Raw genomic sequence first — 14,996 nt, 5'->3', positions numbered from 1 at the left:
TCATCCTTCACCGAGGATCAGGCTGGCGTTACTGCCGCCGAAAGCAAACGAGTTGCTCATTACGTACCGGCCGGCGCCCAGGCGGCGGGTGTCTTCGATCAGATCGAGCGTGGGCAGAGCGGGGTCGGCTTCGCCATCCCAGATGTGGCGCGGCAAGGCGATGCCTTCATCGGTGAGCGTAAGCCATGCGAAGCCGAGTTCGGTAGCGCCAGCGGCGCCCAGCGTGTGCCCGGTCAGCGGCTTGGTGCCGCTGGTCGGCACACCCTGTGGAAAGACGCGTGCCATCAGGTGTGCTTCCATTTCGTCGTTCTTGCGGGTGGCGGTGGCGTGCAGGTTGACGTAACCGATCGCGTCGGCGTCGATGCCCGCATCGGCCAAGGCGCCACGCAGTGCGCTCTCAGCGCCGGCGCCGGTCGGATCGGGCGCAGAAATATGGTGGGCGTCGCTCGATTCCCCCACACCTGCAAGCCGCACAGGGCCGGGTTCGCGTGTCATCAAGAACACGGCTGCCCCTTCGCCGATATTGATGCCAGCACGGTTGCGGCTCATGGGGTTCGTGCGCGCGGCGCTGGTGGACTCCAGGGAGGCAAAGCCCTGCAGTGTCAACTCGCACAGCGAATCCGCACCACCCACGACCACTGCGTCGCACAGGCCCAGTTGCAGCAGCCGGCGGGCCGAGGCGAAGGCCTTGGCGCTCGACGTGCAGGCGGTGGACACCGTATAGGCCGGACCGGTGGTGCCGATCGCCGCAGCAGCGAACGGCGCCAGCGTGCCGATTTCCATCTGGCGATAGTCGAACGCGTCGGGAAGCTTGCCGTGTTCTTTTGCGTAGAGCAGCGCTGCCTCCGCGGCATCGATGCCCGACGTGCTGGTGCCGAGGACGATGCCGATCCGGTGCGGGCCATATTCGGCGCGCGCTCGATCCACCACCGGCTGAATCTGCGCCAGCGCCGCAAGCAGCAACCGGTTGTTGCGACAGTCGAAGGCAGACAACCGCGCGGGCGGTTCGAGTTCGAGTGCAGCCAAGGCGCGTCCGACCATGCCTGTAGAGCCATCCGGCCGGTCGGCCGCGCGCATGCCGGGTGCGTGTCCGGTTGCCAGGTTGCGGCGGATGGCACTCACGTCGTCACCCAGCGCATTGACCATGCCGAGCGCATGCAGATAAACAGGAGAGGCGGTCATGATGATCGATGTCGTGCTAGGGGCATTCCGAGCGGTGCCAACGCAACCGCAATGACAATGCCCAGCGCCAGCGTCATGCCAAAGCTGCGCAGCACCGGCATGGCACTTGTACCGAGCAGGCCGAACGAGAGCAGCGTGGTGGATGCCGACAGCAATACGCCAACCCATACGCCACCAATATCCGCGCGTTGGCGCGCACAACCTTCGCGCAGGAACACAGCGTAGTTGCCGCCGACGCCCAGCACCAGCATGAGGGCCAGCCAATGGAACAGATTCAGCGGAACGCCCGCGTAGCCATACACCGCAAACGTGATGCCGACTGCGCAGACGACCGGCAAGGTCACGCGCACACCGGCGGCGAGGCCATAGCGCAGGCAGAACAGCGTGAGGATCAGGGTGAGCGCCCCCGCCAGCCACCAACTGCTATCGACGCGGTACGTGGCAAACAGGCGAGCGACGCTGGCCGGCTTGTCGACGAGGCGGATACCGGGGGTGGCATCGGCCAGCGCCGCCAACGCGGGCAACTGCGCTGCCGTGACACCGGTCGGGATCACGATGGCGGCAAACAAGCGCGGCGCTCCGGCGCTCGACACGTCGCCTAGCCACAGATGGCGATAGGGCTGCGACCAGGGCATCGCCAGCCACGCATCCACCGTAAGCGGCCCGCTGGGGGAGGCTTCCAACGCAGTCACGTACCTGGCGGCGATCTCGGGCCGAAAGCCAGCGTTCGTCAGGGTTACGCGCAGGGCTTGCGGGTCAGCAGCCACGCGCCTGGTCAGGCGGGCGCGGTCTTCAGCCTGTTGATGCGCTGACGGCACGAATTGGGTGACCGATTGCACGCCGCCGAGCGAGCCACCCGCAATCGGCTGCTCCAGCGTGTGCTGCAGTGCTTGCGCTCGTTGCAACACCTGCTCGGCGGAGTCGCCCTTCACGACGAAGAACTGTGTGGTGTTTTCCACGCCGATGGCTTCGCGCACGAAGGCTTCCTGCCGTGCCAGATCAGGGTCGCGCTGGATCAGCAGGTGGATGTCGTCGTCGCTGGTCAGGCGCAGCCATCCGGGTACCGCGGCTGCAGCAATCAGTGCCAGGCACAGCCAGGCGCGCCGATGCGTGAGTGCTGCCTGCCAGCCGCTCAGCCAGCGCGCGGCGCGAACGTAGGCCCGGCCCGGCTGCCGTGGCGCATTCACTAGCAGCACAGGCAGCAGCGATGCCACTGACAGAAAGGCCGCCCCGATCCCGGCGATGGCAAAGCACGCAATCTGGCGCAGCGCCGGAAATGGCACGCCAACCAGGATCGCGTAGCCGAGCAGGCTTGTTGCAAGCGCCACAAGCAATGCCGGCCGCACATCGCGCGCGCTGCGCTGTGCGTCTTGCCCGTCGGCGCCGAGGTGGCGGACGAAGTACTGAATGGAGTAATCCACCGCCTCGCCGATCAGGCTGGCACCGAATACGAGCGTGAGGAGGTGCAGCTTTCCAAAGACCAGCATCGTTGCGGCCAACGCAAACACGATCCCAATGCCCGTGGACAAGAACCCGAGCAGCAGAAAGCGCGGCGAACGGAACACCCACAGCATCAGCAAAGCAATACCGAGCGTCGAGACGATGCCAATGCGATGCAGTTCCTGCTCCGAAGCGCTGCGCGCGGCGGCGGCGTAGAACACTGCGCCGGTGCGCACCAGGGTGACGTCCGGAAAGGTGCGCGCCAACGATTCTTCGGCCTGCGTGACAGCGGCGCGGACGTCGGCCTGGGTTTGCCCATCGTAGGCAGAAGCGGCCAGTGTGCTGGTGACCAGCACACTGGTGGTGTCACCGCGCCGCGTGACCAGGAAGTTGTCTTCCAGTTCGAGCCGTGTGGTGGTCAGCGGCAGGCCGGCCAGCCAATGACTGAGCCAGCCGAACGGATCTTCAGCCAGCGGTGCGCTCAGACCGACTTCGACCGGCGCGTACAGCCGTTGCTCGAGCAGCGTGGGCAGCGCGGTGGATGGGTCATCCAGGGCCGCGCGGTCTGCGGCGCTCAGGAGGCCGAATCGGTAGGGCAGATAGAAGCGGGTGATCTGTGTGGTATCGAACGGCGGCAACTCGGCAATCACGTTGCGAAACGCCTTGCTGCGCTTCAGTTGCGAGCCAAGCTGCATGGCAGCCGCTTTCGCGTGGTCGGCGTTGCGGCTGCTGAGCAGGAACACCGTGCGGTCGCCCAGGGATGCCGCCAGCGTGTCGACAGCCTTTTCCGCTACCGGATCGGCCTCGGTGTCAGGCAGCAACGACAGCAGGTTCGTTTGCAACGCCGTACCGTCGTGCAGGCGCACGCCGCAATAGAGCACGGCGGCCAGCACGACCGCCAGCCAGCCGAGCCGGATGCCCCACGTTCGCTGGACAGAGAAGGCTGACCCATGCAGCCCGGACGCCTGCGTCATCAGGGCGCTCCCAGCAGCGTGCGCTCGCCAGCGTTGGGCACTTCCACGCGCGTGCTCTCCATGAACTCGATGTGTGTTTCATCACCACTGGCCGACTGGATGCGGATGCTCCGCACGTAGGTGTCGCCCGACAGATCCAACCCGCGCAGAGCCTGTGCCAACTGTGGCTGGGCGGGGGTCAACTTCAGATGCCAGCGGCCGACGTTACCCTGTGCATTGACGTTGAACTGGGAATACAGCGCCGACAGGTCGCCAGCGAGCATCGCGCGCATCATGCGAGAGACCTGCGCCACACCGGCGGCGTTGCGCGCGCCGCGCATGGGCTTGTCGTTCGCATCCAGCGCGGTTACACCGGAGTCGGTTATCACGTACGTCATGCGGGTCGGCTGCTCGATGCGCCAGACTGCGCCCTGATCGCGCATGAACAGGAGCGTGCCGTTGCTCACCAGCGGCTTCTGCATGGCCTGCAGCGATTGCGTTTGCACGAACTGCGCGCGCACGCCACGGGCCTGTGCCAATTGCGCCGCCACTTGCGAGACGAGTGTGCTTCCCTGTGGACCTTCGGTCGATGCCGCGCTGGCGAATGTGCACGCGCTCAGCATCAGCGCGGCAACCCACGCGCGCGCGATCGTGTTTAGCCCAGCCATGTACGCTCCACACGTTCGATCATCACGGGCGGCGAGACGAACTGCAGCTCTCCAGTGCGGGCGCATACCGCTACCTGGGTGGTGGTGCCCTTGGTCAGTCGGGTGCCTGATGCGCAATCGACGATCTCGTAGCTGATCTTCAGGCGATTCTCGTATTCAATCAGCGTGGCGTGCACCTCGATCTGCTGGCCATAGGTTGCCGGCTTGATGTACTTCAGGTGCGCTTCGACAACGGGCCATAGGAAGCCCGAGTCGCGCATCTCGCGGTAGTCGTAGTCGAAGCGGCGCAGCAACGCGGCGCGGCCGATTTCGAAATACTTCAGGTAGTGGCCATGCCAGCAGACGTCCATGGCGTCGACGTCGTGAAACGGCACTTCAACCTGGGCGCTGGCGGCCAGTGGCGGCAGGTCACGGGAGGTCATGCTGGCGTTCCTGTTGGTTGTCTGCGTTGGTGAGCAGGCCGCGCTCGATGGCGAGTGTCAGCGCGCGCAGATCGGCCTCGAGCGGGCGGTCTTCGCTCACGAATGCCGACATGGCGCTGACATGCTCCACGAATGCCTGCACGGGTGCTGGCACCTGCGTTGACGGGTCAAGCTGACAGCGCAATCGCACAGCCTGCACCGCAGCAAGCGTATGTGCGGCCGCCACCTGTTCCGTCAGCTCCAGCACGCGCAGGCAATCCCGCGCGGCAATCGTGCCCATGCTGACCTTGTCCTGGTTGTGCGCTTCGGTCGATCGCGAGAAGACGCTGGCCGGCATGGTGTGCTTGAGCGCTTCGGCCGTCCAGGCCGATGACGAGATCTGCACGGCTTTGAAGCCGTGGTTGATCGGTGCGCGCTCGGCAGTTGCGCCCGACAGGTTGCGCGGCAAGCCGTTGTTGAATTTGTCGTCCACCAGCAGCGCCAGCTGGCGGTCCATCAGGTCGGCCAGGTTGGCGATGGCTGTTTTGAGCGCGTCCATCGCAAACGCGATGTGCCCGCCATAGAAGTTGCCGCCGTGCAGGATCTCCTGCATGTCGGGATCGACCAGCGGGTTGTCGTTGGCGCTGTTGAGTTCGTTCTCGATGTCGCGGCGGATCCAAGACTGCGCGTCGCGCGCCACGCCGATCACGTGCGGAGCGCAGCGGATCGAATAGCGATCCTGTACGCGGTGCGCGCCAGCGTCATCCCAGTCGGCCAAGTCCGCGCGAATCCAACCGGCCACTTCTGCCTGCCCCGCATGTGGCTTGGCCGCGAAGATGGTCGGATGGAAGTGCGCGGCGCGCCCGTCGAGTGCTACCGTGGCCAGGGCCGTCAGTCGGGAAGACAGGCGAATCAGTTGGTCTGCGCGGGCGTAGGCCAGGCACGCCAGCCCAGTCATGACCGCTGTGCCGTTCATCAGCGCAAGCCCCTCTTTCGGGGCCAGGGTGATTGGCGCGTGGCCGATCTGTTCCCACACGCCAGCGGCGGGCTGCAGGTGGTTGTTGAAGAGCACGTCGCGCTCGCCGACCAGCGTGGCGGCCACGGAAGACAGCGGCGTCAGGTCACCGCTGGCGCCCACCGATCCCTCGGCCGGGATGCGCGGCAGGATGCGATGGTTGATCAGGTCGGCCAGGCGCTGCAGCAGCAAATAGCGCACGCCCGAATAGCCGTAGGCCAGCGAGTTCAGCCGTGCGGCCACCACGGCCAGCGTTTCGGTGGGCTCCAGGTGGCGCCCCATGCCGCAACCGTGATAGCGCGTGAGCTGCAGCGGCAGGGCCCCCACCAGCGCCATCGGCACGCTGACCTGGCATGCATCGCCGTAGCCTGTGTTGACGCCGTAGATGGTCGCGCCTTCGGCCAGCCGTTGGCCCAGGAACTGCGCACCACGTTCGATGCGATCGCGCCAGGCGGCATCGGCGCTGAGCAAGACCGGCTGCTGGTCGCGTGCAATGGCGACGATGTCTTCAATCGTCAGATGACGGTTGCCGATGACAACGGCGTGCTGCCGGGCGGGCGCATTGGCTTGCGCGGTCACGTGCGGATCGTGTTCAGCCATGGGCGTCCATGTTCTTGGTGGCGTTGGGACGCGCCCAAAAATCGAAGAAATTGAACCATTGGAAAGGGGCCTTGCGGCAATAGTGTTCCAGCCGCTCGGCGTAACGCTGGGCCAATGCGCCAAGGTGGCGCGCGCGCTCGGCACGCGGTAGCGCGACCTGCTCGGCAAAAGGCTCGAAAAACAGGGTATGGTCCCGCCCGGTCTTCAGGCAAAAAAACAGGTACACCGGGCAGCCGAGCGCGTGCGCCAGCACATATGGGCCTTGTGCGAATTGCGCAGGCGCGCCCAGAAAGCTGGCCTCCACCGTGCGGCCGGACTCATGTGCGGGCACTCGGTCGCCCACAATCACCAGGAGTTCGCCCGCGTCGATGCGCTCTTGCATCAGCATGGCCGTAGCTGGCCCGAAGTCGGTCACTTGCATCAGGTGCGAGACGACATCCGGGTGCGCCTGCGCCAGTACGTGGTTAAAGCGCTGCGCATGCTCGGTGTAGACCACCGCCGTTACCTTGGCGAGGCCATTGCGGGCTGCCAGCGCCCGCGTCATCTCGAGGTTGCCCAAGTGGGCGCCGATGACCAGCGCACCTCGGCCACTCGCAACGAGCGCTTCGAATGCGGTCGGGTCGTCAAAGCGCACGCGTTCATTCTTGACCTGACCCGACCATGCGGCCAGCTTGTCCAGTCCCGACTGCGCAAACGCGATCATGTGGCGGTACGCACTGAGCCAACCCGGTTGCGGCATACCCGTGCAGGGCGACGCCGCATGCAGCCGGGCAAAGTACTGCCGCGATGCCTCTCGCGCCTGACGCCCTGTTATCAGGAAATAAGCGACGATCGGGTACAGCCACAACGATGTGAAGCGCGTGCCGAACAGGCGGCAGCTCAGGGCAAGGAGTTGCATGCCGAACCGGCTTCCACGCTCGGCCACGCGCCACCAACCTTGTGTCGTGTTTGATGCCGAAGAATGACGCCAGCGCGGCAAGCATTTCCCGGCCAGCAGCATTGGAAAACGCAGCAGCATGCCGGCTACCAGTCGCGTGTGGCTCTTGCTGATGCGGACGTTGTCCCACAGCACGTCAAAGTGCGACAGCCCGCCGGGTTCATACGTCACGCGCGTGGGCAGCGTGATGATGCGCGCGCGGCGCCAGTGCAGGCGTACCAGAATCTCGATATCGAAATCCATGCGGGTGGGCAGTGCCACGTCATCCATCAGCTTGCGCGCCAGCGCCAATGGGTAGATGCGGAAACCGCACATGGAATCCCGGATGTCGAATGACAGCGTTTCGATCCACACCCATACGTGCGTGACGTAGCGGCCGTACAAGCGGGCCTTGGGCACGCTCTCGTCGTAGACCGGACGGCCGAGGATGATGGCGTCGGGCGAGGCGCTGGCGGCGGCAAGGAAGCGCGGTACGTCGCCCGCATCGTGCTGGCCGTCGGCGTCGATCTGCAGCGCGTGGGTATAGCCGGCAGCGTAGGCTGCGCGCAGACCCGCCATCACGGCGGCGCCTTTGCCGCCGTTTGCGGGCAGGCGTATCAGCGTGACTTGCTGCGCGTACTGCTGTGCGAGCGCGGCCAGCACGGACTGCGTGGCCGCATTGCTGCCGTCGTCGACGATGAGAATCGGCAGCCCATGGACTGCAAGGTGTGCGACGGTGTTGCCGATCGCGTCCTTGTGGTTGTAGATCGGGATGACGATGACCGTGTTCGGGCTCATGCAGCCTCCCGATGGACCAGTACGCCCGAGGCGCAATCGCGCGTGCCGAGTCGGGCAGTGAAGCGTACGCGGCTGCGATCCGGCTCGTGCACGAGGCGCAGCGACACCACGGCACCCGGTGGCACCGGCGCCATGAACTTGAGCTGGTCGATCGACGTGATCGTACGTACTGCGCTGTTACGGGCAGCGGCAAGACGCACAGTCCAGTCGATCAGCACCACGCCGGGCAGGATCGGCAGGCCGGGAAAGTGGCCCGCGAAATGGACGAGATCGTGGCTCACGCGCAACTCGTAGTGATCGCTGTCGGCATCGCTCACATGGCAGAGCGTTTCGAAACCTTCGGCGCCGGGCAGGAATGTACCGGCCACGGTTGACGCGGGCAATTTGCCGCGCGCGTCTACGGGCATCGCCATGCAGAAGCGCCAGCGGCGCGGGATCAAGGTGGGTTTGGTGTAGGCGGACAGGTGCCGGCGCAGCGTCTTGGCCAGCGCCATGCGGCCCTGCGCGCGCAGCGCATCTGCGCCAGCCGGAGTGAGTGCAACCAGTGCGCCCAGTCGGTCCCGTGACACGCCCGTTAGCAATGTTGCCGCTGCCCGCGACACAAACGGGTGCGCCCCCAACCAGCCTTCGACTTCCGGCAGCGAGACACGCTTGCCGTCGACCTTGACGACGCGGTCCAACCTGCCCCGCAGGACAAAGCGGCCACTGTCGTCAAACGCGATCGCGTCATCGGTGCGGTGCCAGTCACGGTGTGGCAGATGCGGCGAGCGTACGGCGAGTGCGCCGTCGTCTTCCTGACAGACTTCGATGCGGTCGAACGGCTGCCATGCATGGGAGTGGTCCTGGCGGCGCCAGGCGATGCCGCCCGTTTCGGTGCTGCCGAACACTTCGATGGGTGCACGTCCATGCGCTTCTGCAAACGCCGTCGCGGCAGCCGCATCCAAGGGGCCACCAGACGAAAACACGGTTGGCAGAGCCGGCAGCGTATCGAAACCCGACAGCAACGGCCAGCGTGCCAGCTGGGTCGGGCTGGAGACCAGCGCCGCGGCCGGTTGCAGCGTCAGGGCGCGTTGCAATGCGGAGGGTTCGGTGATGGTCTGCCGACTGAATGGGCGTCCGGCGGCCAACGGCCAGAACACGCGGAACAGCAGCCCATAAATATGGTGATGGGGCACACTGGCCAGCACCACGCCGGTGCCGATCTGCCTACCCCATTGCTGCTCAAGCGTGACGACTTCCGCGTCAAATTGGGCGAGCGTCTTTTGGATGGGCTTGGGTGCGCCAGTGCTGCCAGAGGTGTACAGCGTGATGGGCGCTTCCGGGTGGATTGTGCCCAGCGTCACGCCGTCGGCATGCGGGCCGATGGTGGCGAGTTCGATATCGGTAATGAGCACGTCGTACGCGTCTGCCAGCGTACCCAGGTAGGCGGGCGCGGCGCTGGCGGGAATGACGACGTGCTTGCCGCACGCAAACAGCGCAAAAAGTGCGCACGTGAAATCGAACGGATCGTCGACGCACAGCGCATAGCGTGTCGCCTGCTGGCCAGCGAACACCGCTGAGCAGGCCGCTACACGGGCTCGAAAAAGCTCGGATGTGATGGACTGCTGGCCATCGGCACAGATGACGGTGTGATCCGGCAACGCAGTCGACAGCAAGGCGTGGAGGGCGATCATGTCGCCTCCGATGGCAGCGTGTGCGGGCGCACAATCCAATGTCGGAACGCCATTTCCGCAACCACCAACACGCCGACCAGGACGTAAGCAATCACGCCGTTGTACAACGCCCATGCGCCGCGCGACCAGTACAGGGCCGCGAGCAGTGCGGTCACTCCGTTGAGTGCGAAGAAGACGCACCACACCTGCGTGACGCGCCGCGTATAGCAAACGGCCCGCGGCTGCAGGTCGGGCAGGCGCATGCGCGCAAACTTCTCGATCATGGAAGGGCCCGAGCGAAGGGAAGCAGCGAAGCTCAGCAACAGCCCAGCATTGACCACCGCCGGGTACAAACGCAGCAGCAATTCGCTATCCGTGATAGCGACGGCGGCGGACATGCATGTCAGCGCTCCCGCAGTCAGCCAATCCAGCGGCGTGAGCTGGCGCAGCAGGGTCGCGACGCTGCCCGCGCCGATCCACCGCTGTATCCAGAGCAACGCCAGCAGCGCGATGCCAGCGTAGCGCGGCGTGCCGAAATGCCATGCCCCGATCAGCACCAGCGGATACGCGATCTTCAGTGCCGCATGTGCGGCGCCACGCGCCCAGTTGGGCAGTGCGATGGGTTGGCGGGCAGGTTGCGCCTGCATCCGCTTATGCCGCGAGCAGGGATTCGACTGCGCCGATGACGTCGCCCACCGTGCGCACCGTCTTGAACTCCTCGGGCTTGATGCGTCGCCCCGTCATCTCCTGCAACTTGATCGCCAGATCGACCGCATCGATGCTGTCCAGATCCAGCTCTTCGAACAGATGTGCTTCGGGCGTGACGCGCTCCGGATCGATATCGAAGTTTTCTTTGAAAATGGCGCGGATGCGCTCGAGGATCTCAGTGTCCGTCATGATGTTTTCTCTCCCTGTGCCTGCCAGTGCCAATACCGGGTGATTATTGTTGGCTCTTCACCAGTGCTGCGAGTGTATTAATCGAGCGGAAATGCTCGCGCGTATGTTCATCATTGGCGGCAATCGTCAATTGGTAACGCTTGCGCAGCACGATGCCGATCTCCAGTGCGTCAATGGAATCCAGGCCAATACCGTTCGTATCAAAGAGCGGGGCGTCGTCGTCGATGTCGGCTGGGGTCATATCTTCCAGATCGAGCGCTTCGATCAGGAGTTGCTTAATTTCGAGCTTCAAAGAATCCATGTTGCAGAAGATGATCGGTGATATGGGTTTCGACGCCGGCGGTCAGCGCACGTGCGGCAAGCGCCGGCGGCGAGCCATCCGGCACGTATTGCGCAACGCTGATCGGCGCGAGCACGGCGACCTTCATGCAGAACGCGCGTGGTGGCACGTCGTACCACCGCATGGTTTTGGTAAAGGCGGGCGGGTCACAATCCATCAGCACGGGCACGATGGGCGCGCCCACATGGAGCGCCATGTGCGCGAAGCCGCGCGAGAACGGATGCAAGCGATCCTTGGCCGGACTGCGCGTGCCTTCCGGGAAGATGATCATGGTGTACCCGGCGGCCAACTGGCGTGCGCTCGCCTCGACCAGTTCAGTGGGGTCTGCGTTGCTGATGTACTCGGCGGCACGCACGATGCCCCAGAAGCACGGGTTACTCCAGTGGGCGTTCTTCACCACGCAGCAGGCTGACGGGGTGAGTGCCAGGAGCACCATCACGTCCAGGTATGTCGGGTGATTGGCCACCACGATGGCGGGCCGGCGCGCACGCAGCGCCTGCGCACCCTGCACGTCCAGCCGCATCACGCCCAGCCATTGAAGTACGCGTACCAGCGTACGGAAGAACCAATGGATCACGAACGTGACACCGCGTTGGCGCGATGCACGGTGGGGCCACAGCCAGGCCAAGGGAAATACGACGACGGAGAACAGCACCCCGCAGACGCCGAAGACGGTAAAGGCCAGCCCCGTTGCCACCAAGCGCCATGCCAAGTTGAGGCGGGCGCTCAGTGTGCTTGCCATGGGCCCTCGCGCCATTGCCACGACCAGCTGCTGCTTGCGTGTTGCCAAGTGCCGGAGGTGCGGGATGACAGGCAGTGCAGAACGGCCTGGCTTTGCGTTGTCATGACATTTGCCGTGTCCCTGCGCTCTGTCGCGAGGCCATGCGAACACATCAGCGAGGCCTTGGCCGAACCGTCGAGCAGGACGGCCAGCGCGCACGTATCCACCTCATCGGCCACGGAGCCGAAGCGTGTGTCGGCGGGTTCATCGGCGTAGACCAGCAGCACCGGTGAAGCAGGGTCAGATGCGTACTGGGCATGGGCTTCGAGCAGAGCGAGCCCCAGCGTAGCTGGGCCGGCCGACACTGCGATGGCAGGCGACGTGTCGCCGCGCGCGATGCCAAATACGCCGCTCATGGCGTTGAGTACAGACAGGCTGAATGCGGTAGGGGAGACCGGGGCGGCGTTCTCGATGTCGGCCAGGATGCCGGCGGTGCGGCGCAATTCGCCATGTCGGGAGGCAAAGACGATACGCGCGCGTGGGAGGTCGGCCGCGCAATCGTGTGCGACTTTCAGCGCGGTTTTAGAGAGCGTGCTCAGACGCCGTCGAACCATCGGTTCAATAAAACCGATTTCCGGAGACGATATTGAATCAGCACCAATGGCAGGCCAGCAGGACCAGCGAGCAACCGGGATTGTCCAGTGCAAATCGGGCATATCGGTGTTCGCATGTGGAGCACTGCCAGTGGCCGCAGTGTGTGCGGTGCCCGGCGCGGGGCCGGCTGTTGCGCATCATCGCAACACTCGCCTCACCCGATTCGCTCTCATTGTTTTCGATTGATCTGGGTGAATGCGCAGGCCATTATTCTTGGCCGATTTTGTCTTTCAATGCGCTTGCCATTCCCCAACCCTGGGGCCGAATCATACTGAAAAGTCCGCTAGGAAAACAACCACTTGCGTGACTTCGTGTCACATGCGCGACGCTTGCAAGCGAGCGGGAGGAATCTGGCAAAACACGGCGGTGTCGTTTGCGCGGTTATTGCAGTTATTGCGCTTGAATGGGTTCCCCCATGTAGAGGGGTATTGAAACCGCCGTTTTAATTCGTTTGGATTATGGGCGGAACTGGCCTGATGACTGCGGTGTGCTGAACTGGCTGAACGCCCGCCCACCGAGGTCCAGCGCATCCATCACAGACCGCTCCACCACCGGCGCCAGCGACGTCATCATCACCATGACGAGCATCAGCCCCACCACCAGCGTGGCGGCGATGCCCACGGCAAACGGGTTGAGCGCCTGCGCCGTGCGCGAGAGCACGGCAAAGCCGAGGTTGACGATCATCATGATCGCAATGATGGGCAGGGCGATGCGCAGGGCGAGCGCAAAGACGATCGTGCCGCCGCCGGCCAGCGTCTGCCAGCCCGGGTTGCCCAGCGGCGCCGCCGAGACGGGCAGGGCGGTAAAGCTGTCGAACAAGGCATGCAGTAGCACGAGATGGCCGTCGCCGGCAATGAACGCGGTGACGGCCGTGAGGCTGAGGAAGCGGCCGAGCAGCATGCTGCTCTCGGTCTGCGTCGGGTCGAGCAGCGAGGCGAAGCCCAGGCCCATCTGCACCGACATCACCTCGCCGGCACCGCTGACGGCCGAAAACACGAGCTGCACGCAAAAGCCCAGCGCCAGCCCGATCAAGACCTGCACCAGCGTGATCCACAGCCCTTCGTAGGAGCCCACCGACACGCCTGCGGGCGCCGGCAGCATGGGCGCGAGCGCCACCGTGATGACCACGCCGAACGCCACCTTGATCGACGTCGGGATCTCGGTATTGGCAAACGGCGGCGCAATGGCGATGAATGCCAGCACGCGCACCAGCGGCCACCAGTACATGGCGATCCAGCCGTTGAGCTGCGTGGCGGTGAATTGGATCATCGTGGATTGCGTGGCTGCGTCAGCTTGGTGACGTCAATTCACGTAGTTGGGGATGTTGGTCAGCACGCCGCGCGTGTAGTCGACGATCACGGCGACGATCCACGGGCCGGCCAGCACCATCGTGGCAGCCACGGCCAGCAGCTTGGGGATGAACGACAGCGTCTGCTCGTTGAGTTGCGTGGCGGCCTGGAACACCGCCACCAGCAGGCCGACGACGAGCGATACCAGTAACATCGGCGCGCCCACCATCATGGCAACCTGCATGGCCTGACGGGCCATATCGAGAACGTACTCGGGTGTCATGTCGGTTTCCTATTGACGCTCATTGCACAAAGCTCTGGGCAAGCGAGCCCAGCAGCAGGTGCCAGCCATCCACCAGCACGAACAGCATGATCTTGAACGGCAGCGAGAAGATCGACGGCGTGACCATCATCATCCCCATCGACATCAGCACGGCGGCCACCACGATGTCGATCACCAGGAACGGGATGAAGATGGCAAACCCGATCTGGAACGCGCTTTTCAGCTCGCTCGTGACGAAGGCCGGGATGAGCGCGCGCATGGGCGTTTGCTCGGGCGCGGCAATGGCCGGCATGTTGCCCATCTTGACGAACAGGGCGAGGTCGGGCTCGCGCGTCTGCTTGAGCATGAACTGGCGCAGCGGCGTGGCGGCCGTGTCCATGGCTTGCTCTACGGTGATCTTGCTGTCACGCAACGGCACGTAGGCGTCGGTGTACACCTTGTCGAGCACCGGCGACATGACGAAAAACGTGAGGAACAGCGCCAGCCCGATCAGCACCTGGTTGGGCGGCGTGGTTTGCGTGCCGAGCGCATGGCGCAGCAGCGACAGCACGATGATGATGCGCGTGAAGCTGCTCATCATCAGGATGATGGCCGGCAGAAACCCAAGCGACGTCAGGAAGACCAGCGTCTGGACGGGCAGCGAATAGCTTTGGCTACCGGCGGTGCCTGTGAGCAGCGGCAGACCGGGTTGCGCCTGTGCAAACACGGCGGGCGCGGCACCTAGCAGCGCCAGTGCCATCAGGCAGCGGAGAAGGTTGCGCAGGTTCATTCCGACTTTCCCGTCAGGTGACGCTTGAGCTGGATGGACAGCGCGTCGGCAAAGCGGGGCGGCTTGCCGGAGCCGGAAGTGCCGTCGCCGGATGGGTCGTCCGGCGTGGAAGCGGCTTCTGCGGGGCGCGGGAGCGTGTGGAGGGTCTGCACGTGCTGCTGCGTGACGCCCAGCACGAGCCATGTGCCTTCCACATCGACGACGACGACCTTCTCGCGCGCGCCCAGCATCTGCTGCGCGACCACGGTAATCACCTGGCTGCGGCGCCGGCCCAAACCTGCGGGGCCCATGCCCGCGCGTTGCTGCAGACGGCGCAGCAGCCAGCCGGCCGCCACGATCATCGCCAACACTACAAACAGCCCGCCTAGGGTGCGGGCCCAATCGACTGCATGGTTCATGTCAACACCTTGCCCGGGGG

Annotated in this window: 16 protein-coding genes; all 16 read right to left on the bottom strand. The window is 64.8% G+C overall.

Features of this window, described 5'->3' with window-relative positions; all coding sequences use genetic code 11:
- The 16 genes from CFE42_RS06930 to fliO all read right to left on the bottom strand — a co-directional run bounded on the left by CFE42_RS06930 (position 1) and on the right by fliO (position 14,976).
- Positions 1-1,182 (bottom strand): beta-ketoacyl-[acyl-carrier-protein] synthase family protein, encoded by a 1,182-nt coding sequence (locus CFE42_RS06930; protein ID WP_004631422.1) that lies wholly within the window; start codon positions 1,180-1,182, stop codon positions 1-3.
- Entirely contained in the window at positions 1,179-3,596 is a 2,418-nt protein-coding gene (locus CFE42_RS06925; RefSeq protein WP_004631423.1) for an MMPL family transporter, read from the bottom strand. The genes CFE42_RS06930 and CFE42_RS06925 overlap by 4 nt, the downstream gene beginning before the upstream one ends.
- The gene (locus tag CFE42_RS06920) at positions 3,596-4,243 is read right to left on the bottom strand and encodes an outer membrane lipoprotein carrier protein LolA (protein WP_004631424.1); all 648 of its coding nucleotides are present in this window, start codon (positions 4,241-4,243) and stop codon (positions 3,596-3,598) included. Before CFE42_RS06920 ends, CFE42_RS06925 begins: the two co-directional genes overlap by 1 nt.
- On the bottom strand, positions 4,231-4,665 hold the full coding sequence (locus CFE42_RS06915) for a thioesterase family protein (protein ID WP_004631425.1): 435 nt from the start codon (positions 4,663-4,665) through the stop codon (positions 4,231-4,233). The genes CFE42_RS06920 and CFE42_RS06915 overlap by 13 nt, the downstream gene beginning before the upstream one ends.
- On the bottom strand, positions 4,652-6,259 hold the full coding sequence (locus CFE42_RS06910) for an aromatic amino acid ammonia-lyase (protein WP_004631426.1): 1,608 nt from the start codon (positions 6,257-6,259) through the stop codon (positions 4,652-4,654). Before CFE42_RS06910 ends, CFE42_RS06915 begins: the two co-directional genes overlap by 14 nt.
- Positions 6,252-7,973, bottom strand: a complete 1,722-nt coding sequence (locus CFE42_RS06905) for a glycosyltransferase family 2 protein (RefSeq protein ID WP_004631427.1) — start codon at positions 7,971-7,973, stop codon at positions 6,252-6,254. The genes CFE42_RS06910 and CFE42_RS06905 overlap by 8 nt, the downstream gene beginning before the upstream one ends.
- Positions 7,970-9,646, bottom strand: coding sequence for an AMP-binding protein (locus tag CFE42_RS06900; protein ID WP_004631428.1), 1,677 nt, complete (start codon positions 9,644-9,646; stop codon positions 7,970-7,972). Before CFE42_RS06900 ends, CFE42_RS06905 begins: the two co-directional genes overlap by 4 nt.
- A complete protein-coding gene (locus tag CFE42_RS06895) occupies positions 9,643-10,272 on the bottom strand; it encodes a hypothetical protein (RefSeq protein ID WP_004631429.1) in 630 nt (209 codons plus the stop codon). Before CFE42_RS06895 ends, CFE42_RS06900 begins: the two co-directional genes overlap by 4 nt.
- Before the next feature lie 4 nt (positions 10,273-10,276).
- Positions 10,277-10,522 (bottom strand): acyl carrier protein, encoded by a 246-nt coding sequence (locus CFE42_RS06890; RefSeq protein WP_004631430.1) that lies wholly within the window; start codon positions 10,520-10,522, stop codon positions 10,277-10,279.
- Positions 10,523-10,565: 43 nt separating this feature from the next.
- The gene (locus CFE42_RS06885; protein WP_004631431.1) at positions 10,566-10,823 is read right to left on the bottom strand and encodes a phosphopantetheine-binding protein; all 258 of its coding nucleotides are present in this window, start codon (positions 10,821-10,823) and stop codon (positions 10,566-10,568) included.
- Positions 10,798-11,592 (bottom strand): 1-acyl-sn-glycerol-3-phosphate acyltransferase, encoded by a 795-nt coding sequence (locus CFE42_RS06880; RefSeq protein WP_024974257.1) that lies wholly within the window; start codon positions 11,590-11,592, stop codon positions 10,798-10,800. The genes CFE42_RS06885 and CFE42_RS06880 overlap by 26 nt, the downstream gene beginning before the upstream one ends.
- Complete coding sequence (locus CFE42_RS06875) at positions 11,589-12,299, bottom strand: beta-ketoacyl synthase chain length factor (protein WP_024974256.1); 711 nt, start codon at positions 12,297-12,299, stop codon at positions 11,589-11,591. Before CFE42_RS06875 ends, CFE42_RS06880 begins: the two co-directional genes overlap by 4 nt.
- Positions 12,300-12,693: 394 nt before the next feature.
- Positions 12,694-13,506: a flagellar biosynthetic protein FliR gene (gene fliR / locus CFE42_RS06870; protein WP_004631434.1), complete on the bottom strand. Its 813-nt coding sequence runs from the start codon at positions 13,504-13,506 to the stop codon at positions 12,694-12,696.
- A 33-nt stretch (positions 13,507-13,539) separates the two neighbouring features.
- Positions 13,540-13,809: a flagellar biosynthesis protein FliQ gene (gene fliQ / locus CFE42_RS06865; RefSeq protein WP_004631435.1), complete on the bottom strand. Its 270-nt coding sequence runs from the start codon at positions 13,807-13,809 to the stop codon at positions 13,540-13,542.
- 19 nt (positions 13,810-13,828) lie between these two features.
- Complete coding sequence (gene fliP / locus CFE42_RS06860; RefSeq protein ID WP_004631436.1) at positions 13,829-14,578, bottom strand: flagellar type III secretion system pore protein FliP; 750 nt, start codon at positions 14,576-14,578, stop codon at positions 13,829-13,831.
- On the bottom strand, positions 14,575-14,976 hold the full coding sequence (gene fliO, locus CFE42_RS06855) for a flagellar biosynthetic protein FliO (RefSeq protein ID WP_004631437.1): 402 nt from the start codon (positions 14,974-14,976) through the stop codon (positions 14,575-14,577). Before fliO ends, fliP begins: the two co-directional genes overlap by 4 nt.
- Positions 14,977-14,996: the final 20 nt, after the last annotated feature.

The sequence above is a fragment of the Ralstonia sp. PBBBR1 genome, from assembly GCF_002256165.1.
Classification (GTDB): Bacteria; Pseudomonadota; Gammaproteobacteria; order Burkholderiales; family Burkholderiaceae; genus Ralstonia; species Ralstonia thomasii.
Note: the sequence above shows the minus strand (reverse complement) of the source record. Positions and strands in the feature narration are given on the sequence as shown.

Bases quoted from the DNA above. Each gene is read 5' to 3' on its own strand.
- CFE42_RS06925 (WP_004631423.1), bottom strand. From the start codon at position 3,596: ATGACGCAGGCGTCCGGGCTGCATGGGTCAGCCTTCTCTGTCCAGCGA.
- fliQ (WP_004631435.1), bottom strand. From the start codon at position 13,809: ATGACACCCGAGTACGTTCTCGATATGGCCCGTCAGGCCATGCAGGTT.
- fliO (WP_004631437.1), bottom strand. From the start codon at position 14,976: ATGAACCATGCAGTCGATTGGGCCCGCACCCTAGGCGGGCTGTTTGTA.
- CFE42_RS06900 (WP_004631428.1), bottom strand. From the start codon at position 9,646: ATGATCGCCCTCCACGCCTTGCTGTCGACTGCGTTGCCGGATCACACC.
- CFE42_RS06920 (WP_004631424.1), bottom strand. From the start codon at position 4,243: ATGGCTGGGCTAAACACGATCGCGCGCGCGTGGGTTGCCGCGCTGATG.
- CFE42_RS06895 (WP_004631429.1), bottom strand. From the start codon at position 10,272: ATGCAGGCGCAACCTGCCCGCCAACCCATCGCACTGCCCAACTGGGCG.
- fliP (WP_004631436.1), bottom strand. From the start codon at position 14,578: ATGAACCTGCGCAACCTTCTCCGCTGCCTGATGGCACTGGCGCTGCTA.
- fliR (WP_004631434.1), bottom strand. From the start codon at position 13,506: ATGATCCAATTCACCGCCACGCAGCTCAACGGCTGGATCGCCATGTAC.
- CFE42_RS06930 (WP_004631422.1), bottom strand. From the start codon at position 1,182: ATGACCGCCTCTCCTGTTTATCTGCATGCGCTCGGCATGGTCAATGCG.
- CFE42_RS06890 (WP_004631430.1), bottom strand. From the start codon at position 10,522: ATGACGGACACTGAGATCCTCGAGCGCATCCGCGCCATTTTCAAAGAA.
- CFE42_RS06905 (WP_004631427.1), bottom strand. From the start codon at position 7,973: ATGAGCCCGAACACGGTCATCGTCATCCCGATCTACAACCACAAGGAC.
- CFE42_RS06915 (WP_004631425.1), bottom strand. From the start codon at position 4,665: ATGACCTCCCGTGACCTGCCGCCACTGGCCGCCAGCGCCCAGGTTGAA.
- CFE42_RS06875 (WP_024974256.1), bottom strand. From the start codon at position 12,299: ATGCCCGATTTGCACTGGACAATCCCGGTTGCTCGCTGGTCCTGCTGG.
- CFE42_RS06885 (WP_004631431.1), bottom strand. From the start codon at position 10,823: ATGGATTCTTTGAAGCTCGAAATTAAGCAACTCCTGATCGAAGCGCTC.
- CFE42_RS06910 (WP_004631426.1), bottom strand. From the start codon at position 6,259: ATGGCTGAACACGATCCGCACGTGACCGCGCAAGCCAATGCGCCCGCC.